23 protein-coding genes are annotated in these 23,589 nt (G+C 63.2%); 11 read left to right on the top strand and 12 right to left on the bottom strand.

All coding sequences use genetic code 11. The annotated features are described in order from the left end of the window. The first annotated feature begins 40 nt into the window (after nt 1–40). Together FO013_RS04750 and FO013_RS04745 are read left to right on the top strand one after the other, a co-directional pair. Nucleotides 41–1,510, top strand: a complete 1,470-nt coding sequence (locus FO013_RS04750) for a DEAD/DEAH box helicase (protein ID WP_143921392.1) — start codon at nt 41–43, stop codon at nt 1,508–1,510. A gap of 135 nt (nt 1,511–1,645) precedes the next feature. After that, nucleotides 1,646–2,752: an acyltransferase gene (locus tag FO013_RS04745; protein ID WP_260847997.1), complete on the top strand. Its 1,107-nt coding sequence runs from the start codon at nt 1,646–1,648 to the stop codon at nt 2,750–2,752. A gap of 37 nt (nt 2,753–2,789) precedes the next feature. On the opposite strand, the gene FO013_RS04740 is transcribed toward FO013_RS04745, so the two are convergent. Then, nucleotides 2,790–3,647, bottom strand: a complete 858-nt coding sequence (locus tag FO013_RS04740; RefSeq protein WP_143921390.1) for a PHP domain-containing protein — start codon at nt 3,645–3,647, stop codon at nt 2,790–2,792. A 79-nt stretch (nt 3,648–3,726) separates the two neighbouring features. Here FO013_RS04740 and FO013_RS04735 point away from each other — a divergent pair, with 79 nt between their 5' ends. Together FO013_RS04735 and FO013_RS04730 are read left to right on the top strand one after the other, a co-directional pair. Continuing rightward, the gene (locus FO013_RS04735) at nt 3,727–5,241 is read left to right on the top strand and encodes an aminopeptidase P family protein (RefSeq protein ID WP_143921389.1); all 1,515 of its coding nucleotides are present in this window, start codon (nt 3,727–3,729) and stop codon (nt 5,239–5,241) included. Then, nucleotides 5,238–6,314, top strand: a complete 1,077-nt coding sequence (locus tag FO013_RS04730) for a P1 family peptidase (RefSeq protein WP_143921388.1) — start codon at nt 5,238–5,240, stop codon at nt 6,312–6,314. The genes FO013_RS04735 and FO013_RS04730 overlap by 4 nt, the downstream gene beginning before the upstream one ends. Nucleotides 6,315–6,461: 147 nt before the next feature. Here the strand turns inward: FO013_RS04730 and FO013_RS04725 are convergent, their stop codons facing one another. Continuing rightward, complete coding sequence (locus tag FO013_RS04725) at nt 6,462–8,390, bottom strand: calcineurin-like phosphoesterase family protein (RefSeq protein WP_143921387.1); 1,929 nt, start codon at nt 8,388–8,390, stop codon at nt 6,462–6,464. Nucleotides 8,391–8,579: 189 nt separating this feature from the next. Here FO013_RS04725 and FO013_RS04720 point away from each other — a divergent pair, with 189 nt between their 5' ends. Genes FO013_RS04720 through FO013_RS04710 form a run of 3 tightly spaced genes read left to right on the top strand, consistent with a single transcriptional unit; the run spans nt 8,580 to nt 11,558 of the window. Next, nucleotides 8,580–9,854 (top strand): magnesium transporter MgtE N-terminal domain-containing protein, encoded by a 1,275-nt coding sequence (locus tag FO013_RS04720; protein WP_143921386.1) that lies wholly within the window; start codon nt 8,580–8,582, stop codon nt 9,852–9,854. Nucleotides 9,855–9,856: 2 nt separating this feature from the next. After that, entirely contained in the window at nt 9,857–10,390 is a 534-nt protein-coding gene (locus FO013_RS04715; RefSeq protein WP_143921385.1) for a DUF1003 domain-containing protein, read from the top strand. Between the two features lie 43 nt (nt 10,391–10,433). Beyond that, the gene (locus FO013_RS04710; RefSeq protein ID WP_143921384.1) at nt 10,434–11,558 is read left to right on the top strand and encodes an Mrp/NBP35 family ATP-binding protein; all 1,125 of its coding nucleotides are present in this window, start codon (nt 10,434–10,436) and stop codon (nt 11,556–11,558) included. A gap of 64 nt (nt 11,559–11,622) precedes the next feature. Here FO013_RS04710 and FO013_RS04705 read toward each other — a convergent pair whose 3' ends face one another. Next, nucleotides 11,623–12,087: a twin-arginine translocase TatA/TatE family subunit gene (locus FO013_RS04705; protein WP_143921383.1), complete on the bottom strand. Its 465-nt coding sequence runs from the start codon at nt 12,085–12,087 to the stop codon at nt 11,623–11,625. 61 nt (nt 12,088–12,148) lie between these two features. On the opposite strand from FO013_RS04705, the gene FO013_RS04700 reads away from it, so the two are divergent. Continuing rightward, nucleotides 12,149–12,505, top strand: coding sequence for an MGMT family protein (locus FO013_RS04700; protein ID WP_260847996.1), 357 nt, complete (start codon nt 12,149–12,151; stop codon nt 12,503–12,505). Nucleotides 12,506–12,541: 36 nt separating this feature from the next. Further along, a complete protein-coding gene (locus FO013_RS04695; RefSeq protein WP_143921382.1) occupies nt 12,542–13,180 on the top strand; it encodes an O-methyltransferase in 639 nt (212 codons plus the stop codon). A gap of 85 nt (nt 13,181–13,265) precedes the next feature. On the opposite strand, the gene FO013_RS04690 is transcribed toward FO013_RS04695, so the two are convergent. The 6 genes from FO013_RS04690 to dapE form a co-directional block, all read right to left on the bottom strand. Continuing rightward, nucleotides 13,266–13,436 carry a DUF3117 domain-containing protein gene (locus FO013_RS04690; protein WP_009881711.1) on the bottom strand — a complete coding sequence of 57 codons (171 nt, stop codon included), beginning with the start codon at nt 13,434–13,436 and terminating at the stop codon, nt 13,266–13,268. Between the two features lie 131 nt (nt 13,437–13,567). Next, a complete protein-coding gene (locus FO013_RS04685; protein ID WP_143921381.1) occupies nt 13,568–14,803 on the bottom strand; it encodes a hypothetical protein in 1,236 nt (411 codons plus the stop codon). Then, nucleotides 14,800–15,069 (bottom strand): DivIVA domain-containing protein, encoded by a 270-nt coding sequence (locus tag FO013_RS04680; RefSeq protein WP_143921380.1) that lies wholly within the window; start codon nt 15,067–15,069, stop codon nt 14,800–14,802. Before FO013_RS04680 ends, FO013_RS04685 begins: the two co-directional genes overlap by 4 nt. Nucleotides 15,070–15,100: 31 nt before the next feature. Then, nucleotides 15,101–16,000 carry a dihydropteroate synthase gene (gene folP / locus FO013_RS04675; RefSeq protein WP_222103577.1) on the bottom strand — a complete coding sequence of 300 codons (900 nt, stop codon included), beginning with the start codon at nt 15,998–16,000 and terminating at the stop codon, nt 15,101–15,103. Further along, the gene (locus FO013_RS04670) at nt 15,997–16,839 is read right to left on the bottom strand and encodes an LOG family protein (RefSeq protein WP_143921379.1); all 843 of its coding nucleotides are present in this window, start codon (nt 16,837–16,839) and stop codon (nt 15,997–15,999) included. Before FO013_RS04670 ends, folP begins: the two co-directional genes overlap by 4 nt. Nucleotides 16,840–16,845: 6 nt before the next feature. Further along, complete coding sequence (gene dapE, locus FO013_RS04665; protein ID WP_143921378.1) at nt 16,846–18,012, bottom strand: succinyl-diaminopimelate desuccinylase; 1,167 nt, start codon at nt 18,010–18,012, stop codon at nt 16,846–16,848. A gap of 43 nt (nt 18,013–18,055) precedes the next feature. Between dapE and dapD the strand changes: the two genes are divergently transcribed. Beyond that, complete coding sequence (dapD, locus tag FO013_RS04660) at nt 18,056–19,000, top strand: 2,3,4,5-tetrahydropyridine-2,6-dicarboxylate N-succinyltransferase (protein ID WP_143921377.1); 945 nt, start codon at nt 18,056–18,058, stop codon at nt 18,998–19,000. 378 nt (nt 19,001–19,378) lie between these two features. Here the strand turns inward: dapD and FO013_RS04655 are convergent, their stop codons facing one another. The 3 genes from FO013_RS04655 to fdxA all read right to left on the bottom strand — a co-directional run bounded on the left by FO013_RS04655 (nt 19,379) and on the right by fdxA (nt 22,315). Continuing rightward, the gene (locus FO013_RS04655; RefSeq protein WP_143921376.1) at nt 19,379–20,662 is read right to left on the bottom strand and encodes a citrate synthase; all 1,284 of its coding nucleotides are present in this window, start codon (nt 20,660–20,662) and stop codon (nt 19,379–19,381) included. Between the two features lie 204 nt (nt 20,663–20,866). After that, nucleotides 20,867–21,988, bottom strand: coding sequence for a succinyldiaminopimelate transaminase (dapC, locus tag FO013_RS04650; protein ID WP_143921375.1), 1,122 nt, complete (start codon nt 21,986–21,988; stop codon nt 20,867–20,869). Nucleotides 21,989–21,991: 3 nt separating this feature from the next. Next, nucleotides 21,992–22,315 carry a ferredoxin gene (gene fdxA / locus FO013_RS04645; protein WP_143921374.1) on the bottom strand — a complete coding sequence of 108 codons (324 nt, stop codon included), beginning with the start codon at nt 22,313–22,315 and terminating at the stop codon, nt 21,992–21,994. A 200-nt stretch (nt 22,316–22,515) separates the two neighbouring features. Between fdxA and FO013_RS04640 the strand changes: the two genes are divergently transcribed. After that, nucleotides 22,516–23,589: a GNAT family N-acetyltransferase gene (locus FO013_RS04640; protein ID WP_143921373.1), complete on the top strand. Its 1,074-nt coding sequence runs from the start codon at nt 22,516–22,518 to the stop codon at nt 23,587–23,589.

The following is a 23,589-nucleotide window of genomic DNA, read 5'->3' as shown; positions in this document are numbered from 1 at the left end:
GACCATGACGAGCGCGAAGGCGCTAAAAGGAGTTTGAAACATGGCGGAGACAGAACCAGATTTCGCTGAGCTTGGAGTTGCTGGACCGATCGTGGCCGCATTGGCTGCCAAGGGCATCACACATCCGTTCCCGATCCAGGCGATGACGCTGCCGGTGGCCCTGTCCGGAGCCGACATCATCGGACAGGCAAAGACTGGAACCGGCAAGACGCTGGGCTTCGGCATACCCCTCCTGCAGCGTGTCATCGGCAAGAATGAAGACGGCGCTGTCTCGGCAGACCCGGAGAACACGCCGGACATCGTGTCTGACAGCACCGAGACACGCCTCCCCCAGGCTCTGGTCGTCGTGCCCACCCGTGAGCTGGCCAAACAGGTCGCTGCCGACCTGGTGACCGCCTCGACACAGCGTGACATCGACATCATGACGATCTACGGCGGCATGGACTTCGACCCGCAGATCAAGAAGCTCAAGTCAGGTGTCGATGTTGTCGTCGGCACACCCGGTCGCCTCCTCGACCTCTATGGACGCAAGGTCCTTCGGCTGCATAAGGTCCGCACGGTCGTCCTCGACGAGGCCGATGAGATGCTCGATCTCGGGTTCCTGCCCGATGTCGAGAAGATCATCAACGCTGTGCCCGCGCACCGTCAGACGATGCTCTTCTCAGCCACTATGCCCGGCGCGGTAATCACCCTGGCCCGCCGCTACATGAGCCGGCCCACCCATATTCGCGCCCACGACAACGAAGATCTGTCGCTGTTGGGCAAGAACACGGCTCAGTACGTCTATCGTGCCCACTCGATGGACAAGAGCGAACTCGTCGCCCGCATGTTGCAGGCCGAGGGACGTGGACGCACCATCATCTTCACTCGCACCAAACGGACCGCGGACAAACTCGCCGCTGAGCTCGGCGACCGTGGCTTCGCGGTCAAACCGCTGCACGGCGATCTCGGTCAGGCACAGCGTGAGAAGGCCCTGAAGTCGTTCCGCGACGGTCAGGTCGACGTCCTCGTCGCCACCGATGTCGCTGCGCGCGGAATCGACATCGACGATGTCACCCACGTCGTGAACTACCAGTGCCCAGACGACGAGAAGACCTACGTCCACCGCATCGGCCGCACCGGCCGCGCCGGCAACACCGGCATCGCAGTGACCCTTGTCGACTGGGACGACATGCCTCGCTGGCGACTGATCAACAAGGCCCTCGGACTCGACCATGACGAGCCGGCCGAGACCTACTCGACGTCACCGCACTTCTTCGCCGATCTCTCCATTCCGAAAGGGACAAAGGGGCGTCTGCGCCGACAGCAGACCGAAGGCGCCGAGGACCACTCTGGACCGAAGAAGCCCGAACAGCGCCGAGGCAGCTCCTCTGGCCGCAGCGGACCGTCCACGGGTGACGAAGGAACGAAGAAGCCACGACGCAACCGCGAACGTCGACGTACCCGTGGCGGCAAGCCTGTGGGACGCACTTCGAGTGCCCCCAGCGACAGCCAGCCCTCCGCGGAATAGGCAGCAAGCCCCCAACGGGCGCAACCGAACGAGCGGCTCTGACCACTAAGGTCGGGGCCGTTCGTTCATCTTGCGTTCAATTCGTGCCCAGACAATGGCGGAGCCCATGTCGTCTAGCATGAACGAGAGTGAGTTTTGTTCGGTTCACACCGACCGGACGCGGAGTCCGTCGCAGCAGCACCACGGGATGGAATTCGTCCCCAGATACAGACTCAGGAATTCCCTCTCGCCTCCCGGGGCCACCGACATGACGTCGACGTCATGCGCGTCTTGGCTGGACTGACCGTGATGATCGGCCACTCCGGAGGAGTCCTCATCGGACGCGGTCAGGACGCAGACAGCAATCACGCCTGGCTGTTGGGCCACCTCGCCGAGGCGGTCAATCCGTGGGCGGTCCCGATGTTCTTCATGATCGCCGGCTGGGCAACCCTCGTGGGTGCGCCTCCGAAGTCAGGGGCGAAGGTGTGGGACCGCATCATCCGTCACTTCGTGCCGCTGTTCGCATGGTCGATCATCTTCATCCTCGGCTTCAATCTCTTCGACAGCGACGGTGTCGACGTCCGCCACGATCTGGTCCGAACCTTCCTCGAGGCCGGCCGGCCGGCGTTCCATCTCTGGTACCTCTACGCCTATATCCCGCTCATCCTCGTGTTCGGAACCCTCGTGCTGTTCTGGCGCGGACAGCGGCCGTGGAAGCTCGCGGGTCTGGCAGTCGTGCTGGCCTGTTCGAGTGTGTGGGCGCCGTTCGTGCTCGAGCAGCTCGGTTCCAGCCAGGACGCGTGGAAATGGGGCTTTGCAACCTACCAGGTGGTGTACTTCTGCATGGGTGCATTCTTCATCCACTATGCGAAGGATCTGCGTCCGCCGATGTGGACGCTGATACTCGCCTTCGGAGCCTGCGCAGCCGGAGTCTTCTGGTGGGAATCGGACTTCGCGTATCCGATCGCCAATGCGAATCCGCTCATCGTCGGACTGGCGGTCAGCGTCATCCTCATCATCTCCCGCATCGAACTGGGCGAACGCACGAACCGTTTCTTCACCAAACTGGCATCGGCCTCATTCGGCGCATTTCTCGTTCATGTGTTCTTCCTCGAACTGTTCTTCGAGCACCTCTTCGTCATCGAAGCCTCGCCTCTGCTGCTGGTCGCGCAGTATGTGGGATACCTCGGACTGACCGCGGTCCTGTCCTACGCGCTCAGCCTGACATGGGGAAAGCTGCGACTGCGCAGGATCCTCGGTTGAAATCGGTGAGCAGCCGTCGGAACCCAGCGGCTGCGTCTCAGCCCTGGATGAAGTCGACTCCCCCGGGACGGGAGTTCGCACGATCGAGGAGCTTGGCGAACATATAGTCCGTGGTCGTGTGCTCGCCCAGGCGGTTGGGCTTTCCGGTGCCGTGGTAGTCACTCGATCCAGTGATGATGAGGTCGTGGTCGTGGGCGAGCCTGCGCATGACCTCACGTTCGTTCGGCGGGTTGTCACGATGATCGACTTCTAGTCCGTCGAGACCGGCCGCAATGAATTCGGTCATCGCCGTATCGGGTACGACCAGGCCGCGCATTGCGGCACGCGGGTGGGCGAAGACGGAGACTCCCCCAGCGTCGCGAATCAGTGATATGGCCGTGATGGGGTCGATCGTCGGCAGGCTGACATGGTATTTGCCGTGGCTGGACAGGATCGAGGCGAAGGCTTCGGTCCGCGATTCGACGAGTCCTGCAGCCACCAGAGCGTCAGCGATGTGGGGTCGACCGATGGTCGCATCTTCGCCGGAGACGGAGAGGACCGCATCCATGTCGATGGGATAGTCCTCCGCGAGGCGGTCGATGATCAGGTGTGTACGGTCCATACGTGCACGTCGAGTCTCCTCGACGACTGCTGCCAAGTCGGTGTCGTAGGGGTCGTGGAGATAGGACAGCAGGTGCACGCTGATTCCCTCATGCCGACATGAGATCTCCATTCCCCGAACCAGACCAAGACCGTAGACCCTGGCGGCAGCCTCCGCTGGCGCCCACCCTGCGGTCGTGTCATGGTCCGTGACGCCGAGTACGTCGATGCCTTCCATCGCCGCTTCGGATATGAGTTCGGACGGGGTTTGAGTCCCGTCCGAGAATGCAGTGTGCACATGGAGATCATTGACCATGCACCCAGTCTATCCGCAGTCGCGCGGGATACTGGTCCTCGTCCCGGCATGGTCTCCAGGCAGTGCCTAGAATGGAAGCATGACAGCCCAGAATGCAGACAGCACCGAGAAGACCCAGGCCCTTGACGATCGCGTCAACAACCGTTCCCACCGCCCCAATTCGCAGGCTTTCCGCGATTTCGTCGCCGAGGGGTGGGACCGTACACCGCTTGACGCCCAGGCTCTCGCCGCAGCCGGATTCACTCCCGCCCGACGAGCGAAGGTCTCCGCAGCCTTTCCCGGTGAGCGACTGGTCATCCCAGCCGGTGGCCACAAGGTCCGGTCCAACGACACCGACTACCGGTTCCGTGCCCATTCGGCATTCATCCATCTGACCGGTCTTGAAGCCGACTCAGAGCCGGATGCCGTCCTCGTCTTCGAACCCGAGGACGACACCCACAGCGTGACCCTGTACTTCCGTCCCCGCGCAGGTTCGGACACCGTCGAGTTCTTCTCCGATTCCCGGTACGGCGAGTATTGGGTCGGGCCCCGCGCCGATCTCGAGGCGATGTCGACGATGACGGGCATCGCCACCGAGAGCTCAGCAACGGTCGACGACGCGATCACGAAAGACCTCGGTGCGATCTCCGTGAGACTCGTCCGCCAGGCCGATGTCCGCATCGACTCGGTCATCGACGTCGCCCGCACTCAGGTGCAGGCCGATCTCGAGACTTCGGAGGCCGGCGATGCCGAACTGGCCCAGCTGCTGTCCGAGCTGCGGCTCCTCAAGGACGAGCACGAGATCGAGGCCATGCGTGAAGCCGTCGCCATCACCCGCTCGGGCTTCGACAACGTCATTGCCGCTCTGCCGACCGCTCTCGCTCATCGTCGCGGCGAACGCGTCATCGAGACGGCCTTCGAAACGGCTGCACGATCCGATGGCAACGGCATCGGCTATGACACGATTGCGGCCGCCGGCAACCATGCCTGCACCCTGCACTGGATCCGCAATGACGGTGCGGTCCGGGACGGGGACCTTGTCCTCGTCGATGCCGGGGCAGAGGCCGATTCCCTCTACACAGCAGACATCACTCGCACGCTCCCTGTCTCAGGAACCTTCACCGAGGTCCAGGCCAAGATCTACGACGCCGTCCTCGACGCCTCGGACGCTGCCTTCGCCGTCGCCGCTGACCACGTCAACCGCGAGGTGAAGTTCCGCGAGATCCACGAAGCGGCGATGGAGGTCATCGCGGTCCGCCTCGAGGAATTCGGCATCTTGCCGGTCTCCGCGGCACAGTCGCTGTCGCCGGAGGGCCAGCATCACCGCCGTTGGATGGTCCACGGAACCAGCCACCACCTCGGACTCGACGTCCACGACTGTGCCCAGGCTCGCGCCGAGATGTATCTCGATGCCGCGGTGGAACCCGGCATGGTCTTCACGATCGAACCGGGCCTGTACTTCAAAACCGATGACCTGCTCCTGCCCGAGGAATTCCGCGGCAACGGTGTGCGCATCGAGGACGACGTCCTCGTCACTGATGACGGTGTCGAGAACCTGTCCGCAGGCTTCCCGCGCACCCGCGCAGAGGTCGAGGCCTGGGTTCAGGGACGATGACCACAGGCCCGATCCGGGGTCGGGGAATTCTGGAGATCCCGGGAATCGCTGTGGGCCACGCCGGTCGGTTCGCCCCGGATGGGCTGACCGGGGTGACTGCCGTCCTGCCTCCACCGGGTGCCAGGGTGGGCGTCGACGTCCGCGGCGGCGGCCCGGCCACCCATGAGACCGACGTCATCGCTCCCGGCACTCATTCCTACGGCGCCGATGCGATCGTGATCACCGGTGGCTCGGCCCTGGGTCTGCAGTCGGTGAGCGGTGTCGTTCGCACGCTCGCCGAAGCGGGACGCGGATTCCCTGCCCCCGGCCTGACGGATACCGTCGTTCCACTCGTCCCTGCTGCCGCGATCTACGACCTCGGGCGAGGTGATGGGCCCGTGTGTCCGCCCACGGATTCCGACGGGGCGACCGCGGCCCGTGCGGCCCTTCGATCTACCCACGATGGGGCAGGATCCACCGCAGTCAGGGGCAGCCTCGGCGCGGGTCTCGGTGCTCGTTCGGGGATGCAGAGCATGCGCAGCTCTCTGGGATCCGTCTCGATCCGTCTGCCCAGCGGATACCTCGTTGCCGCGCTTGTGGTGGCTAACCCCTTCGGTACGATCGGGACGCCCGGTGGCACACTGTGGGCGCACCCTCTCCTGCACTCCTATGGGTTCGATCTGCCGAGCATCGGGCATCTGCCCGCACCTCCCACATCCACGGTGGATGCCACCTCGGCGAAGAACACAACCATCGCCATCGTGGCCACGAACGCGGCGTTGGATCCTGCCCAAGTCACACGGATGGCCGCTGGTGCCCAGGCCGGAATCGCCCGCGCGATCCGGCCCTCGCACACGCTCTTCGACGGCGATACAGTCTTCGGCATCGCCACCGGTGAAGTTGGACTTCCTGATGACTTCGCCGCCTCGACACTTGACCAGGTGACGATCACGGCAGCTGCCGCGGATGCCCTGAGCCTGGCGGTCATCGATGCTCACGTCGCCGCTGCGTCAGTGGATGACTCATGGGGCCAGCCGCCGACGCTCAGCCATGTCGCCCCCGAATTTGCAGCGGCCTTCTCCGCACTGCCCTGAGCAGAGCACAGCTGCGGCTCGGACAGCCGGAAGCAGGCAGAAACTGGGGCGGGCGCCGACATCATTGATGTCGGCGCCCGCCCCAACAGGTGCAGATCTGCTTCAGAAGTCTCGCCCTGTTTCAGCAGTCTCGCTCAGGGGAACCGATCAGTTCGAGTCCGCCTGGCGTGCCTCGTCCGAGTCGAGTCCCTTACGGTCGTCTTCGTCGACCTTCTTCTCCTGCTGAGTGCTGAAGCCGTCCTTCGCCAGCTGCTTCTTCGAGGTCTGCGCCGCAGCGGCTTCGTCCTCGACAACGGTGAAGCGGATGGTCTCCGTGTACTCACGACCGTAGCGGTCCGTGCCGGTCACTTCGGCCTTGTGGGTGCCGAGGTCGAGATGAGTCGGCAGCTCGGCTCGCCACAGGTGCGAGCTTGACTGTCCGACGCTGCCCGATGTCCGCAGGTTCTGCGAGGCCGTGTAGGGATCGGTGTACTCCCAGCCCTTCGCCAGCGACTCGCCCTTACCAGGCTGAGTGTGCTCGGCGACGGTATTCGACTTGCCGTCGAAGCTGACCTCGACCCGAGCATCTGATGTGCCGGCGAGGAAGCTCGATGTCAGCCAGGAGTCGCCCTGTTTGAGGTCCTCGCGGGTCACGACGCGCTCGGAGATCGCCTCTGGCTCTTCACCTGCCTTGTCTGCGTCCTGCCAGTCCTGTGCTTTCTGTGCCCAATCGCGCCATTCTGGTGAGTTCACGCCCAGCAGCAGCTGGTGGTCATCGGACTCGTTGCGGACGGTGTAGCGTTCGCTGCGGTCGGAGCCGTCGAATTCGAGGGTTTGTACGCCCGGTTCGGATGCATCACCGGTGAAGGAGTAGGGCAGCCCGTCTGCGTTGAGTCCACCCGAGTACCAGTCACCGGAGACGGCACCGGCGACGATCTGGGTGTTGGGAAGGGTGTCGATGCCCTCGTCGGCCCATTCCTTGCGCTGTTCACCGGCCACGAGGTTCTCCTGCGTGTGCGTGTGACCGCCGACGGTCACCGCATTCGGGTAGTCGGAGATGACGTCATAGAATTCTTTGGCGTCCTCGGCGACAACCTGTTTGTGAGTGACGATCGGCACGTGGGTCGCGATGACGACGTGGGCGTTGCTCGGCACGTTCTTGAGATCGTTTTCGAGCCATTCGAGCTGCTCTGCTCCGATCTTCTCCTTGTACTTCTTCGTCGACTGGTTGCCCGAGTATTCGATGCTGTCGAGGACGACGAAGTGCGTCTTGCCGACGTCGTAGGAGAAGTGGCCGGGTCCGAACTGGTCACGGAAGGTATCGAGTGCGTGGGCGTCGTCCGGGGAGTCGTAGTCCTGGTCATGGTTGCCGGGAGCAGCACGAACCGGACCATTCATTTCAGAGTAGATGTCGCGGAGCTCGTCGTTGAGGCTGAGGTCATCGCCCACATTGTCTCCGAGCAGGAGGACTCCGCAGCCCTTGTAGTCGTCACGATCGGCAAGGTCGCCGACGGCACCGTCACGGGCGTAGCCCATTTCGGTCTTGTCATAGGCCTGGGTGTCGGAGGCGATTGCGCAGTTCTGTTTCGCCGAGGCGGTTGCCGATGACTCGATCATCGGGAAGTTCACGGCCTTCGGGGTGTCCCCTGTCGGTTTGATTCCACCGAACTTGAGCTGTGGCGACCCCTTCGGCAGGTGGTTGTAGCTGAACTGCGCGAAATTGTCCGAGTCGACCGGGACCTGCCAGCCGGACGGCTGGGTGATGGAGACCGTCATATTGTCACGAACGGGCAGCTCGTAGGAACCCTTGCCGTCAGTCTGCACGACGTCGATGCCGTTGGTCACGGCGACGTCGGCGATGCCCGTTTCGTCTCCGTCGAGCTTCGAGTTCTCGTTGACGTCATCGAAGACCTGACCCCGCAGAGTCTCAGGGTCATCGGCCTTGCCGCGGTCCACCTGCACGTGGCCTTCGTAGAGTTCGGCAGGGGAATCGGCGGCCGCTGCAGAGCTTGCGCCCACCAGCGGCGCCATCAGGGCGAGAGCGGCGCAGGCGCTTACTCCTGTCACCACTCGCGGACGAATTCGTCTTTCAGACATAATGGTCTCCTTGTATTCGGTAGTGGGAAGTTCTGCCGAGAAAAGACCCTAGGGAGGCTGTGAGACTCCTGTGTGGCCGCGGCACGGCCCGTTAATGAACAACAAGTGATGTCGGAATGGCGGAGCTCGACGATCTCGATCTGCGCCGCCTCGCTCACACCAGGTCCATGACCCCGTAGGCTTGAGATCATGAGTGGTCCACCGAAAAGAGTCTTCGTCGCGCGCCTCATCGCCGTCCCTGTCTTCGACCCTCTCGGGGACCAGGTCGGGCGCGTGAGAGACGCCGTCATCGTCTACCGCGCCACCATGCGGCAGTTTCCTCGGGTCATCGGCCTCGTCGTCGAAGTTCCCGGTCGCAGACGCGTTTTCGTGCCGATGGGCAGGGTGACCTCAATCGACTCCGGTCAGGTCATCACCACCGGACTGGTGAACATGCGCCGCTTCGAACAGCGCCGCTCGGAGACGCTGGTGATCAACGACCTCCTCGACCGTCGTCTGCGCCTGCGCGAGGACGACTCCCCCATCCAAATCGAAGACGTCGGCATCGAACAGCAGGTCAACAAGGACTGGGAGGTGACTCGCCTCTTTGTGCGAAGAGTCCAGGAACGCAGTGCGTTCTCGGCCTTCCGACGGCGCGGTGAGACGATGCAGATCTCCTGGTCGGACACCGAACATCCTGCCGACTCCGACGTCGACCAGGAGGCCACACAGCTCATTGCGGCCTACCAGGATACGAAGCCCGCCGACCTCGCCGACGTCCTGTTCGAGATGAAGCCCGAACGTCGACTCCAGGTCGCCCGCGCCCTCGACGACGTGCGCTTGGCTGATGTCATCGAGGAGTTGCCCGATGAGACGCAGGTCGAGCTCCTCTCCGCCCTCGACACCGAACGTGCGGTGACCGTCCTCGAGGAGATGGAGCCCGATGACGCGGCCGACCTCCTCGGGGAGCTCAGCGATGAGCAGGCCGAACGGTTCCTCGCCCTGATGGAGCCCGACGACGCCGAAGACGTGCGCACCCTGCTGTCCTACGACGACGACACCGCCGGTGGGCTGATGACCACGGAGCCGGTCATCCTGACCCCGGAGACCACCGTCGCCGAGGCGCTGGCCCATGTCCGACGGGAGGATCTTCCCGCGGCACTGGCAGCAGCGGTCTTCGTCTGCCGACAGCCCATCGAGACTCCGACGGGCAAGTATCTGGGCATCGTCCATATTCAGGAGATGCTGCGACATCCTCCGCACGAGGCGGTCGGCATCATGCTCGACACGGAGGTCGAGGCGCTGCCTCCGGACTCGCCGCTGGGCGAGGTCACCAAGCTGCTGGCGGCGTACAATCTGGTGTCGGTGCCGATCACCGACGAGAACGACCACCTCATCGGTGTTGTCACCGTCGACGATGTCCTCGACGAGTTGCTGCCCGACGACTGGCGGGTCACCGGTCGTGATGATCTCAGGAGGGGATAGCCGTGGCTGCTGACGATTTCGACGTTCCCCGTTCAAGCAAACGCAGACTCCCCAACATCGCGATGTCACCGGAGACCTTCGGTCGTGGTGCCGAGGGCTTCGCCCGGTTCATGGGCACTCCCGCGTTCCTCGTCGGTATGACCGTGTTCTGCGCCGTCTGGCTGATTTGGAACACTCTCCTGCCCGAGTCCTGGCAGTTCGATCCGCGGTCGTTGAACTTCACACTCCTGACGTTGATCCTGTCACTGCAGGCCTCCTATGCCGCACCGCTGATCCTGTTGGCAGAGAACCGCAGCACAGACCGTGACCGTGTCGAGTTCGAACATGACAGGCAGCGCGCCGAACGCAACCTCGCCGACACCGAATACCTGGCACGTGAGGTCGCGGCTCTGCGCATCGCCATGCGTGAGGTGGCCACGCGCGACTTCATCCGTTCCGAGCTCAAGGACCTGCTCAAGGAACTCGAAGAGGACGCAAAGGCACCTGAGGACAATCCGATCAGAAGTGACCGCCCCGATGACGAACAGGTAGGCTGAAGGCCCCGAGAACACTGATCGGGAAGAGAAAGGACGTGAGCACATGAGTGGGCCATCCGAGGACAACGTTCGGGAAGCTCTGACGGGCGTCATCGACCCGGAGATCCGCCGCAGCATCGTGGAACTCGACATGGTCGAGTCCATCAGCATCGACGGCGGCAAGGTCACCGTCACCGTTCTTCTCACGATCTCCGGCTGTCCTCTCAAGGACACGATCACCAAGGACACCACGGCGGCGGTGTCGAAGGTTGAGGGCGTCACCGAGGTGTCGGTAGTCCTCGGCACCATGACTCCCGAGCAGCGCACCGCGATGCGCGAGAAGCTCCAGGGCGCCGGCACGAGCCGCGAAGTTCCATTCAACAAACCCGACTCCCTGACGAAGGTCTATGCCATCGCCTCAGGCAAGGGCGGCGTCGGCAAGTCGTCGATCACTGCGAACCTCGCCGTGTCCCTGGCCCAGAGCGGACTGCGGGTGGGTGTCGTCGATGCCGACATCTACGGATTCTCGATCCCGGCCATGCTCGGACTCTCCGGCAAGCCGACCCGGGTCGATGACATGATCATTCCGCAGGTCGCCCACGATGTGAAGGTCATGAGCATCGGCATGTTCGTGCCGGCCAACCAGGCCGTCGTCTGGCGCGGACCGATGCTCCACCGCGCCCTCCAGCAGTTCCTCACCGATGTCTTCTGGGGCGACCTCGACGTGCTCCTTCTCGACTTGCCTCCGGGCACCGGCGACATTGCGATCTCTGTGGCTCAGCTGCTTCCGGGATCCGAGCTCCTCGTCGTCACCACCCCTCAGCAGGCTGCCGCGCAGGTCGCCGAACGCGCAGGTTCTATCGCGACTCAGACCGACCAGCGGTTGGCTGGTGTGATTGAGAACATGTCTTGGATGGAGATGCCCGATGGCACTCGACTGGATGTCTTCGGCTCCGGAGGCGGCGCCCAGGTGGCCGCGAATCTGTCCGAGACGATCGGTTCTCAGGTCGAACTGCTGGCTCAGGTGCCGCTGGATACTCAGGTCCGCGAAGGTTCGGACTCGGGGACGCCAGTAGTTCTGGGACAACCGGACTCCCCTGCCGCGCGGGAATTCGCGTCTCTGGCTTCGTCGCTGGCTCATCGCTCGCGCGGTCTGTCCGGACGATCTCTGGGCCTCAGCCCGGTCTGATCCGTCTGCTCGTTCTGACTCAGGTTGTCCTGATCCAGGTTGTCCTGATTAAGGTCGTTCTGACTCAGGTCGCTTCGGTATCGAAGGGCGCGTTGACTGAGCGATCACGCAGGACGGTCTGAGCCTGGAAACGTTCGATCGGCGACAGGGTCTTCGGGCGGGACTCGGCAGCGGAATCTGCGACGTCTGTGGAGCCTTCGGAATCGATCGCCTGAGCGGATTTGTCGCTGCCCGCCGTCGACTGCTCCCGAAGCTTCGACTCCCGGATGGCTGAGTCTTCTTCGACGAGAGCCTCACGTACGATCCGGCGTGGATCGTATTGGCGTGGATCCAATTTCTGCCAATCGACGTCATTGAAATCGTCCCCGAAGTCGCGACGCACACTGTCTTTCGCGCCCTCGGCCATGCGACGCATCTGGCGTACCAGGTCGCGCAGCTTCTGCGCGTATTCGGGCAGGCGTTTGGGCCCGATGACGACAAGAGCGACTACCACCAGGATCAACATCTCGGTGCCGTTGATACCCAACATGAGAACAAGTCTACCGTGCACCGCAGTAGGCTCGACTCACGGTCAGCACAGAATCGGACACATGCCACAGGAGGGAGCTGCGCGAATGGACGAGGTGGTTGTGGAACGAGTTCTGCGTATCGTCGAACTCGTGCCGGAGGGCAGCGTCGTCAATTACGGGACCATCGGACTGGTCGCCTCCTGCTCACCGCGCTACGTCGGGCGGGTGATGAAGGAATTCGGCTCGAATGTCACCTGGTGGAGGGTCGTCAACGCCGCTGGAGTGCTGCCTGAGGCTCTGCTTCCCGCGGCTCGCGAACACTGGGATGAGGAGGGCACCCCGCACACACATGAGAAGGTCAGCAGATCGGCCTTCGTCGACGTCGAAGATCTCGAGGAGCTGTGGCGGACTCACGGAATCGATCCCGGGAGCGGTTAGACTTGGAACCAAATATCAGCCGAAAGGGAGGGTCGATTGTCACGCGAGAACGCAGGTGATCTCACCTTCTCCGAACAGTACAACGGGCCCGATCCGCTCCTGGACGCCGCGCGGGCGCTCTCACACGAGAACGGCCTGGCCCCGGTGTCGCAGACGACGGCGTCGACGCTGACTCTTCTGGCCCGTCTGCTCACACCTGTCGCCGCGGTCGAAGTCGGTACTGGTGCCGGCACTTCGACATTGGCGCTGCTGCGGGGAATGCCCAATGCAGGGATCCTGACCTCTATTGACACGAACTCCACAGCTCAGAGTGCCGCCCGCGATCTCATCGACATGGCAGGCATCCGACACAGCCGTCTGCGCCTGATGAGCGGGCGTGCCGAAGACGTCCTCCAACGTCTGGCACCGAGCGCCTATGACATGGTCTTCATCGACTCGGAACCAACCAACCTCGAACGCATGATTGAACCTGCGCTGCGTCTGCTCGACGCGCACGGGCTTCTCGTCATCCACCAGACGCTGCTCAAGGGCGGCGTGGCCGATCCCGTCGACCGTTCGCCGCGGACCCAGGCGGCGCGGGGGCTGCTCAACCGGCTGGCCGAACAGGAAAGCCTCGAACGCGTCCTGCTGCCCATCGGCCAGGGCCTGCTGATGGTGCAGAAGACCCGGCGGTGAATGCGGAAACAGCAGAGACTCTGCGAAGTCTCTGCTGTTCGGTTCGCTGAGCTGATTGCTCAGCTGGGAAAATGTGCTGTGCTGCTCACTGGCCCAAGGTCTCGGCCAGGGTGTCGTGCAGATCTGTGGCTTCGTCTCTGCTGAGTTCGATCACCAGACGGCCTCCGCCCTCGACTGGGAGCCGCATCACCATGCCTCGACCTTCTTTGGTCACTTCCAGAGGTCCGTCGCCGGTGCGGGGTTTCTGGGCTGCCATGTGGGCTCTTCCTTCCGTTGATTATGCAAAGACGGTTCACTCTCGATGGACCGAATGTTGTACACACGATTATTCCACGATCCGGTCAAGGACGGGTAACCCGATCGAATTATGACATCTGAGCTTGTCTGTCAGGGCGGCAGATCCGCCGGTGGAGTGAAGTGCCACAGATAGGCGACCCACACGATCTGAAGCAGGACGAACGCACACAGCACCGCCGCCCGGTACCCCCGAGAGCGGACCAGCGACAGGGTCAGTGCCATCGGGAACAGCGGCAACAGAAGTCGCAGGGTCGAGGTCTGCGGAGTGAAGAAGATGAGCAGGTAGACACCATAGGCCAGACAGAAGTACTGCAGGGTCCGGCCCATCCTGGCTCCTGCCGGGGAGAAGATCAGGGCCAACATTCCTGCGATGACGACGAAGAGGAGCACCGGGCCCAGCGGACCGATGAGACTGTTGGCCTGAGCCAACCACTGCACAAGATAGGTCGACTCCCCCGTGTGCCATGCCGCCTCGGTGTCCGTGTACGCCGTCAACGATCCCGTCGTCAACCACGCGTGGGCTGGGTGGACCAGCGCCGCAACGCAGGAGAGCACACCCAAGGACCAGGATCGGACCACCTCGGCGAAGGGATACGCATCCTGCTTGCGGTGAGCGAATCGATCGATGAGGTGCAGCAGCATGAAGAAGGAGAAAGCGACGCCGATGGGGCGAGACAGATCCATCAGGAACACGACGGGTATCGCGCTCAGGTAGCGGCGTTCGACGACGAGGAAGAGCGCGGTGGCCTGCAGGAGGAGCGTCATAGACTCCGCATACCCGGTGGAGAAGATGGCGGCCGGGGGAAAGAACATCACAAGGGCCAGACCCGTCAGGGCCTGTCCCGGGTCCGTGTATCTGCGAAACAGCGCAAGGATGACGATAGCGGCGAGTCCGGCTGCGATTGTCGAGACGATCGGAGAGATCACCTCGTAGCTCAGGCCGGTCACGCTCGAGAGGTTGCCGACCACGGCTGGATGCAGCGGGTAGAACGCCCATTGGTTCTCCGTCACCGCTCCCGACTCATCAGTGGGCAGGATGCTCGGGTAGCCCTCCTTCGCGACTCGGCCGTACCAGCCGCCGTCCCAGAAGTTGAGGAAGTCGTTGAGGGTGGTGGTGACAGGACTTGAGGACCAGTTCGCCGGGTCCTGGCGCTTGAGGACGGCGGCGAAGATCGAGATGCTCACGACTCGTGAGACGAAGTAGACGGCGATGGCCTGCACCCACACGGGCAGGGTGAGGAACAGGGTGCCGAATCGTGACAAGCGGGAGGAGTTGAAGACTTCAGGGGCGAGGGTGATTCCGGGGAGGTCGTGGGCTCTGCTCATTGCTGCCCGCGTGCGGCTTCCAACTCGTGGATGCGAGTGCGCAGCACTCTCATCGCTTCATCGACGTCCTCCATGCGGTAGCCCCGCAGGGCGGGCCGGAATGAGAGTCTGTCGAGATCCTCAGGTGTGAAGTCGTGGGGCAGAGGCTCCCACGCCGCTTCGGTCTCCTCAGCGGATTCGGCGGAGAAGACGTTGAATGTTGCCGCCAGCACGATCACGAGTACGAATATCGCTGCGGCCACTCCGATCACAATCCACAATGGCATACGGTCATTTTCTCACAGTGGGCTCGCCGGCTCAGCGCAGGCCGCGCACGGTGTGTTTGGGTACCGCATCTCCGGTGATCGCCAGGGTCACAGCGAGGGCGTCTGCAGTGGCGCGGACGTCGTGGGTGCGGATCATCGCAGCACCCTTGGCTACGGCCAGTGCGGTGGCCGCGATCGTTCCGTGGAGTCGCTGCGACGGTTCCACGTCGCCGATGGCCTCGCCGACGAAGTCCTTGCGAGAGATTGCCAGCAGCACTCGGAATCGGGTCTCGGTGAACGTCTGAAGTTCACGAAGCAGCCGCAGTGACTGATAGGTGTTCTTCCCGAAGTCAGGTGTCGGATCGATGATGATCTTCTCGGCCGTGACACCAGCGTCCAGTGCCGCCTCGGCCAGCCCGATCACTCCGGCCAGAGTCCGGCCGACGACTTCGCCTGCGGTCAGACCGTATCGATTGCGGTGGGCATCGGTGCGCGGAGACAGACCGCCCGTATGCGAGCAGACGATGCCCACATCGTTCTTCGCTGCGACGGATGCCAGCTCGGGATCGACACCGGCCCAGGTGTCATTGAGCAGTCCGGCGCCGGCCGCGCAGGCCGCTTCGGCGACCTCGTGACGCCAGGTGTCGACGCTGATGAGCATGGTGGGGTGACTGTGCGCGACGGCCTCGATGACGGGGCAGACACGGTCGATCTCCTCGGCCACGGAGATCTCCCGGCCCCGGCCGGCCCGCACTCCTCCGATGTCGACGATGTGCGCACCTTCCTGCGCAGCTGCGGCGACCGCGTCGATGGCCTCTTCGGCTGTGGACGCGGATTCGTAGAACGAGTCCGTGGTCCTGTTGATCACGGCCATGATGGCAGGATTGCCCGGCCGTGCCTGTGACAGGTGGAAACCGCCGAGGTGGGGGCTTGGCTGCGCTGCATCCCTCACTGTCGGTCTCCGTCTTCGGCGATGGCGGTGCCGATGATGTCGACGACTTCATCGATGTCATCGGTGAGGGTGAACAGGTTCATGTCTCGGTCGCTGATGGTGCCTTCGGCCAAAAGGGTCGTGGTCATCCAGTCGACAAGTCCCTGCCAGTAGGCGGTGCCGAAGAGCACGATCGGAAACGAGGTGACCTTTCCGGTCTGCACCATGGTGAAGGCTTCGAAGAGTTCGTTGAGAGTGCCGAAGCCACCGGGCATGACGACGAAGCCTCGCGAGTATTTGAGGAACATCGTCTTTCGGACGAAGAAGTAGCGGAAGTTCACGCCGAGTTCGACGTGGTCGTTGAGTCCGGATTCGAAGGGCAGCTCGATGCCGAGGCCGATCGAGACTCCACCGGCCTCCCGGGCACCCAGGTTCCCGGCTTCCATGACCCCTGGCCCGCCGCCGGTGATGATTGCGTTGCCACGGGCGGCGATTCTCCGGGCTATCTCACGGGCATCCTGATAGGCCTGCGTGTCCGCGCTCAGTCGGGCCGAGCCGAAGATCGACACGGCCGGTCCGATCTCTGCCAGGGAGCCGAACCCCTCGACGAACTCGGATTGAATCCGAAGCACTCGCCAGGGGTCCTGGTGGACCCAGTCGGAGGTGTCGCGGGATTCGAGAAGGCTCTGGTCCGCTGTGGTCGTGGGCACCTGAGAGCCGCGCAGGCGCAGGGACCCTTTGCTGTAGAACGCCGCGTCAATGGGTGCGGGGTCATCGGTCGGGGATTCGACCACGGCCGGATCGTTGGTGGCTGGTTCGTTGGTGGCTGGCCCGCCGGCAGCCGGATCGTGCACGCCCATTGGGGCTCAGCGCCCTTCGAGGTATTCGCGCAGCGTCCGGGTGGCCTCTTCGACCTCCGTGACGGCGACATGCTCATCGGACTTGTGGGCGTACAGGGGGTTGCCTGGCCCGAAGTTCACTGCAGGCACTCCCAGCGCGCTGAACCGCGAGACATCGGTCCATCCCAGCTTCGGTGCGGGTGAGAGCCCAAGAGTGTCGATGAAGTCCTGAGCGATCTCGCGATCGAGACCGGGCCTGGCACCCTCTGCCGCATCCGTGACGATGACGTCGAAGCCGGTGAAGAACTCGCGCAGGAACCCCTCTGCCTCGGCCGCGGACTTGCTTGGGGCGAAACGGTAGTTCACGGCGACTGTGCAGGCATCGGGCACGACGTTGCCCGCGACTCCCCCGGAGATCGAGACAGCGGACAGGGATTCACGGTAGTCGAGTCCGTCGACGTTCACGGTCCCGGTTTGGTGCTCGGCCAAGCGTCTCAGTACTTCTGCGGCGGCATGGATTGCGTTGACTCCCATGAAGGCACGTGCGGAATGGGCGCGGATCCCGGTCGTGGACACGTTGACCCTGATGGTGCCGTTGCAGCCGCCCTCGACGGAAGCGTTCGAGGGTTCTCCGAGAATCGCGAAATCACCGCCTAACCAGTCGGGGTGGTTGCGTGAGACTCGTCCGAGTCCGTTGAGGGAGGCGTCGACCTCTTCGTGGTCGTAGAAGACCCAGCTGACGTCACGGTTCGGTTCGCGCAGGGCCGCGGCAGTGACCAGCGCCATCGCGACACCTGCCTTCATATCGCAGGCACCTCTGCCCCAGATGACCTCGTCGGCGGTGTAGTCGGCACCGTCCAGGTGCGTGCGCCGAGCCGGAAGGTTGTTCTCCACCGGCACCGTGTCCAGGTGCCCGGCGACGACGATGCGTTCGGAATGCCCCAGCTGGGTGCGAGCGACGATGGTGTCTCCGTCGCGCAGGATCTCCAGGTCCGGTCCGGGCCCCGCACCGATGCGGTTGAGCACCTCGGCGACAGCATCGGTGATCGTTGTCTCATTGCCGGAGACCGATTCGATGGCACACAGGCGACCTGTGAGCTCGGCAGGGTTGTTGAGTGCTTCGAACAGGTAATCGGCCAGGTCACCGGTGGGGGTGAAAACGGATTCGGTCTCAGCAGATGGATCGACAGTCATACCGCTTAGCCTAGTACTGCCGCTAGCGACTAGTCTTGGTGGCATGACAGAACGCATAGTTTCCGCGCGTGGCTTGGCCACCCTGCACAACGACTCAGTCCTCACCGCCTGGTACCCCGCCCTGAGCACGGGAGAAACTCCAGACGCCGCCGAGGAGGCCGCCGTCTCCCGTACGAACACCGACGGGCTCGATGCCCTCGTGGGCACCGATGAAGCCCGCGGCACTCGAACTGAGGTCGTGACCACGACGATCGACCTAGACGCCGGTCCCGCCTCAGCCGCCGACGCCTACCTGCGCCTGCATGCGCTGTCTCACCGTGTGGTGGCTCCCAATGATGTCAACCTCGACGGGATCTTCGGTCACCTCGCGAACATCGTGTGGACCTCCGCCGGCGCCTGCTCTCCGGAGGACTTCGAAGCCACTCGTGCCAAGCTGCTGGCCAACGGTCCCGTCGCCGTCTTCGGTCTGGACAAATTCCCGCGTATGACCGACTTCGTCATCCCCTCCGGTGTCCGCATCGCCGATGCCGATCGCGTCCGCCTCGGCGCACATCTGGCCCCGGGCACGACCGTCATGCACGAGGGCTTCGTGAACTTCAATGCCGGCACGCTGGGCTCGGCGATGGTCGAGGGACGTATCTCCCAGGGCGTCGTCGTCGGCGACGGTTCCGACATCGGCGGCGGTGCCTCCATCATGGGCACCCTGTCGGGCGGCGGCACTCACCGCATCTCGATCGGCAATGGCAGCCTGCTGGGTGCGAACTCCGGTGTGGGCATCTCCATCGGAGACGACTGCATCGTCGAAGCCGGGCTCTACATCACCGCCGGCACACGCGTCACCGTTCCAGGTGACGATGACACGGTTGTGAAGGCCTCCGAACTCAGCGGTCAGAACAACATCCTCTTCCGCCGCAACTCCGTCACCGGCGCCGTCGAGGCGATTTCCCGCTCGTCCAAGGGCATTGAGCTCAACCCCGACCTTCACTGAGCTTCAGGCTGCTGGCCTCTATGCTGAGGCTCGGTCGGCTGCACTGCAGGCGGTTGAGCATCAGCTGGCTGAGTAGGCCATGAACTGACACCGACGAGGGCGCGTCCACGAAAGTGGGCGCGCCCTCGTCGTGTCTCAGCCTCGTCGTGTCGCGGCCTCGTCGTGTCTCAGCCTCGGACAGTCGGTGTGAGCGTGCCGGCGCGGGCAGACATGACAATACGCCCTACGCTCAGCTGCTGAACACCGTCTTGCAACGGGTCGAAGCAGTGCTGAGTGTAGGACGTATCTGGTCAGCGGTGCCTATTGCCGCCACCGCTGCCGGCTACGGCGCAAGGGGTCAGTTGCGGCACAGGCTGCCGGTTGAGAGTGACGGTGCGATCAGCGCTCGTTCATGTCCTTGTAATCGCGCGAGTAGGCACCCGTGTAGATCTGGCGCGGACGGCCGATCTTGGTCTCCGGGTCGTTGATCATCTCGCGCCACTGGGCGATCCAGCCCGGAAGACGACCGACGGCGAAGAGCACCGTGAACATATTCGTCGGGAACCCGAGAGCCTTGTAGATCAGACCGGTGTAGAAGTCCACGTTCGGATAGAGCTTGCGCTCGACGAAGTAGTCATCGGCCAATGCGATCTCTTCGAGCTTCTGTGCCACCTCGAGCAGCGGGTCGCCACCGGAACGAGCCAGGACCTCGTCAGCGGTCTTCTTGATGATCTTCGCCCGCGGGTCGTAGTTCTTGTACACGCGGTGACCGAAACCCATGAGGCGAACGCCGTCTTCTTTGTTCTTCACTCGCTCCATGAACTTCTCGGGACCATCGTCTGAGGCCGAGATCTCCTCGAGCATCGTCAGGACTGCGGAGTTCGCGCCGCCGTGCAACGGTCCGGCCAGAGCATTGACACCTGCGGAGATCGACTGGAACAGATTCGCCTGCGATGAACCGACGAGGCGCACCGTTGAGGTCGAGCAGTTCTGCTCGTGGTCGGCGTGGAGGATGAAGAGCTGGTCCATGGCTTTGACGGCCAGTGGGTCAGGCTCGTACTCCTCTGCGGGAACGCCGAAGTTCACGCGCAGGAAGTTCTCGACGAGGCTCAGGGAGTTGTCTGGGTGGATGACCGGCAGACCCATGTTCTTGCGGTGGGCAAGCGCAGCGATCGTCGGCATCTTCGCGAGCAGTCGGAATGTGGAGGTGTCGACCTGACCCTCGTCAAAGACATCGAGGTCATCTTGGTAGAAAGTCGACAAAGCCGCGACCGCAGCTGCCACCATGGGCATCGGATGCGCATCGTAGGGGAAGGCCCGGAAGAAGCGACGCAGGTCTTCGTGGACGATGGTGTGACCGCGAAGCCGACCATCGAATGCGTCGTACTGCTCCTGAGTCGGGAGTTCTCCGTGAATGAGGAGGTAGCTGACTTCGACGAAGTTGGAATGCTCGGCAAGCTGCTCGATGGGATAGCCGCGATACTGCAGGACGCCCGCGTCACCATCGATGTAGGTGATGGACGAGGAGCTTGATGCCGTATTGGCGAACCCTGGGTCGTAGGTGACCGCGCCGGTGTCTTTCAGCAGAGAGCCGATGCGATATCCGTTGTTGCCCGCCGAGGATGCCACCTCGGGCAGTGTCAGTTCTGTGTCCCCGACCTGCAGACTCGCATCCGTTGGCATATGTTCTCCTCTGCTTGGACCCACCTCAAGAACTTCCTGAGGTGTCTTGCACAATTCCATCAAAGACTACCGATAACTGTCAGAATCAAAAAATCACAGCCACCTGCTGGTACCGGCCAGTAACCTACTTGAACTGGCCTTACAGAGGGTTCTCGGGCTCAAATTCGGGTACTGAAGTGACCAGCTTTCTGGCCGCCGAACGGCTCAGCCAGCCGCCATGTGCAACCGCTGAGCGGCGGCGCGAATACGCTCATCGCTTGCCGTCAGGGCGATGCGCACATGATCAGTGGCTGCCTCACCATAGAATTCGCCAGGACCGGCGATGATGCCGATTTCTGCCAATTTCGACAGCGAGTCCCAACAGTTGACATCAGCGCTCGACCACAGATAAAGACCCGCACTGGAGTGATCGATGCGGAATCCGTAGGCTTCGAGTCCGCTGCGCAGAAGTTCCCGACGAGTCCGATACCGTTCCTTCTGCTCGATGACGTGAGCAGTGTCTCGCAGTCCGGCGATCATCGCGGCCTGGACGGGGAAAGGCACGATCATGCCTGCGTGTTTGCGCGACCTGGTGAGATCACCGATGAGCTGACTGTCTCCGGTCACGAAGGCCGCACGGTACCCGGCCAGGTTCGACTGCTTCGACATCGAATACACGCTGAGGACACCGCTGTGATCGTCACCGGCGGCATTGAGAATGCTCGGAGCGGGAGACTCGGATTCCCAATTGAGGAGTCCGTAGCATTCGTCTGAGGCAAGAACGACTCCGGCGCTGCGGGCACGGCGGACGACCTCGGCGAGGGTATCGGTGTCGAGCACCTCCCCGGTGGGATTGCCCGGGGTGTTGATCCAGAGCAGACCGATCCCGTCGAGGGAGGCTCCGGCGGCGACGTCTGCCGCGTCGAGGCGGCGGCAGTCGACGCCGGCGATCGTGGCACCCATCTCGTAGGTCGGGTAGGCCGCCGAAGGACAGGCCACGTCCAAGCCGGCCTGGCGCAGCCCCAGCAGGGTGGGCAGCCACGCGACCATTTCCTTCGAACCGATCGTGGGCAGCACCTCGGCGGCGGGGTCGAGCGAGACCCCATGCCAGTTCTGGTACCACCAGGCGATGGCTTCGCGCAGTTCATCCGTACCTGCCGTCGTCGGGTAGCCGTGGGCATCACCAGCGTCGGACAACGCGGACTGGATCACCTGTGGTGTGGGATCGACCGGGGTGCCGATGGACAGATCACATGCCCCGTCGGGATGTTCTGCGGCCCGATTGCGAAATTCGGTGAGCCGGTCCCAGGGGTAGTCAGGCAGGTTGAGGCCGAAGCGAGAAGACATGGCTCAGTCGTGCTGCTGCAGGGGCAGGGCGGAGATGATCGGGTGGTCCAGGCCGGTGTTGCCCAGCTTCGCGGCGCCACCTGGCGAACCGAGTTCGTCGAAGAATTCGACGTTAGCTTTGTAGTACTCAGACCATTCTTCGGGAGTGTCGTCTTCGTAGAAGATCGCCTCCACCGGGCAGACCGGCTCGCAGGCACCGCAATCGACGCATTCGTCGGGGTGGATGTAGAGGCTGCGCTCACCTTCATAGATGCAGTCGACCGGACATTCGTCGACGCAGGCCTTGTCTTTCAGATCGACACAAGGCTGGGCAATGATGTACGTCACGAGTACGACTCCTATTAAGACTCAACGAGATTGCACGTATACAGCCTAAGACTACGCCTTCTGACCGCGCAGGGTCCCATCGGGTCGACGTGATCCTGCTTTCACATTCGTGTCCTCCGTCACGCCTGCAACGTCTGCGGCAGAGGCTGGATTAGGCTGGAGGCTCCAGTACTTAAAGGCGTTTCGGCGGAAGGCGACAAGTGGACGATCTGCAGCCCGGAAAAAGAGTGGTCGTACGGTATTCGCTCGAGCCCGGTGACACGCACTCGACCTCGGATGCCCTCGGCGTCGTCAACAGCGCAGACGAGACATCGGTGGAGATCGGGACCAAACGCGGGCCGATCCGCATACCTCGGGACCAGATCATGCTTGTCCACGAAGTTCCGCCGGCACCGACGAAATCGGGTCGCACCCATGAGATCGTCTCTGCCGTCGACCTGCGCAGGATCTCTGCCGCGGCCTGGCTGCCTCAGGACATCTCCTGGCTGCACATGGAGAATCTGCGCAATGAGAGCGCCGAAACCGATGCCGACATCGGATTGCTGCAGAAGGGTTGGCTGCTGCGCAGCTCCGAATCGGTGACCAGGCGTGCCAACAGCTGCCTTCCCGTCACTGACACCGGATTGGACTGGGAGCAGAGCCTCGATGCTGTCGAGGCCTGGTACGCAGCACGCCAGAAGCCAAGTTGCATCCAGATCTATTCGAGCGAGGATTCCAACTCGCTTGCACCGGCGTGCGAAGGTCTGGCACCACTTCTCTCGGCCCGGGGCTATTCTCCCTCTGAGCCGGTGTTTCTGCTGGCCGGGTCCACCGCCGAGGCGGCAGCTGGGGCCGCGCATCCCGGTGACGCGGCCGCACCTGGACTCTCGATCGACGTCAGCGAGGAACCGAGTCCCCTGCACTATGCGGCGTGGGCCAGTGAGCGCGACCCGGGTTCGGACGAGGCCTTCCGTGGGCTCATCGAAGCATCCGATCCCTGTCAGTTCATCACGGCCTATGCCGACCATCCGGATGGCAGCCGGTCCATGGTGGCCGGCGCCCGAATCGTCGAGCGCAGCAAATGGGGTGTGCTGACGAACCTCGTCACCCGTCCGGATCTGCGTCGGCGCGGGGCAGGCCGTTCTGTGGCCCGGGCCGCTGCCGCACTGTTGTCGCAGCGAGGAGTCCGCTCTTACCTCATTGACGTGGAGGCCAGCAATGACGCCTCGTTGAACCTCTTCACATCACTCGGTGCCACAGTCCGACACCGGTCCTGGTACGCCAGCCGCGGCTGA

Origin of the sequence: Brevibacterium aurantiacum (assembly GCF_007558825.1) — a bacterium.
GTDB lineage: Bacteria > Actinomycetota > Actinomycetes > Actinomycetales > Brevibacteriaceae > Brevibacterium > Brevibacterium aurantiacum_A.
Note: the sequence above shows the minus strand (reverse complement) of the source record. Positions and strands in the feature narration are given on the sequence as shown.

Coding starts and splice junctions, on each gene's coding strand:
- FO013_RS04705 (WP_143921383.1), bottom strand. CDS start 12,087: ATGTTGGGTATCAACGGCACCGAGATGTTGATCCTGGTGGTAGTCGCT.
- FO013_RS04700 (WP_260847996.1), top strand. CDS start 12,149: ATGCCACAGGAGGGAGCTGCGCGAATGGACGAGGTGGTTGTGGAACGA.
- FO013_RS04750 (WP_143921392.1), top strand. CDS start 41: ATGGCGGAGACAGAACCAGATTTCGCTGAGCTTGGAGTTGCTGGACCG.
- FO013_RS04690 (WP_009881711.1), bottom strand. CDS start 13,436: ATGGCAGCCCAGAAACCCCGCACCGGCGACGGACCTCTGGAAGTGACC.
- FO013_RS04655 (WP_143921376.1), bottom strand. CDS start 20,662: ATGCCAACGGATGCGAGTCTGCAGGTCGGGGACACAGAACTGACACTG.
- dapC (WP_143921375.1), bottom strand. CDS start 21,988: ATGTCTTCTCGCTTCGGCCTCAACCTGCCTGACTACCCCTGGGACCGG.
- dapD (WP_143921377.1), top strand. CDS start 18,056: ATGACAGAACGCATAGTTTCCGCGCGTGGCTTGGCCACCCTGCACAAC.
- FO013_RS04680 (WP_143921380.1), bottom strand. CDS start 15,069: ATGCCATTGTGGATTGTGATCGGAGTGGCCGCAGCGATATTCGTACTC.
- FO013_RS04710 (WP_143921384.1), top strand. CDS start 10,434: ATGAGTGGGCCATCCGAGGACAACGTTCGGGAAGCTCTGACGGGCGTC.
- FO013_RS04685 (WP_143921381.1), bottom strand. CDS start 14,803: ATGAGCAGAGCCCACGACCTCCCCGGAATCACCCTCGCCCCTGAAGTC.
- FO013_RS04720 (WP_143921386.1), top strand. CDS start 8,580: ATGAGTGGTCCACCGAAAAGAGTCTTCGTCGCGCGCCTCATCGCCGTC.
- dapE (WP_143921378.1), bottom strand. CDS start 18,012: ATGACTGTCGATCCATCTGCTGAGACCGAATCCGTTTTCACCCCCACC.
- FO013_RS04730 (WP_143921388.1), top strand. CDS start 5,238: ATGACCACAGGCCCGATCCGGGGTCGGGGAATTCTGGAGATCCCGGGA.
- FO013_RS04735 (WP_143921389.1), top strand. CDS start 3,727: ATGACAGCCCAGAATGCAGACAGCACCGAGAAGACCCAGGCCCTTGAC.
- FO013_RS04725 (WP_143921387.1), bottom strand. CDS start 8,390: ATGTCTGAAAGACGAATTCGTCCGCGAGTGGTGACAGGAGTAAGCGCC.
- FO013_RS04670 (WP_143921379.1), bottom strand. CDS start 16,839: ATGGGCGTGCACGATCCGGCTGCCGGCGGGCCAGCCACCAACGAACCA.
- FO013_RS04740 (WP_143921390.1), bottom strand. CDS start 3,647: ATGGTCAATGATCTCCATGTGCACACTGCATTCTCGGACGGGACTCAA.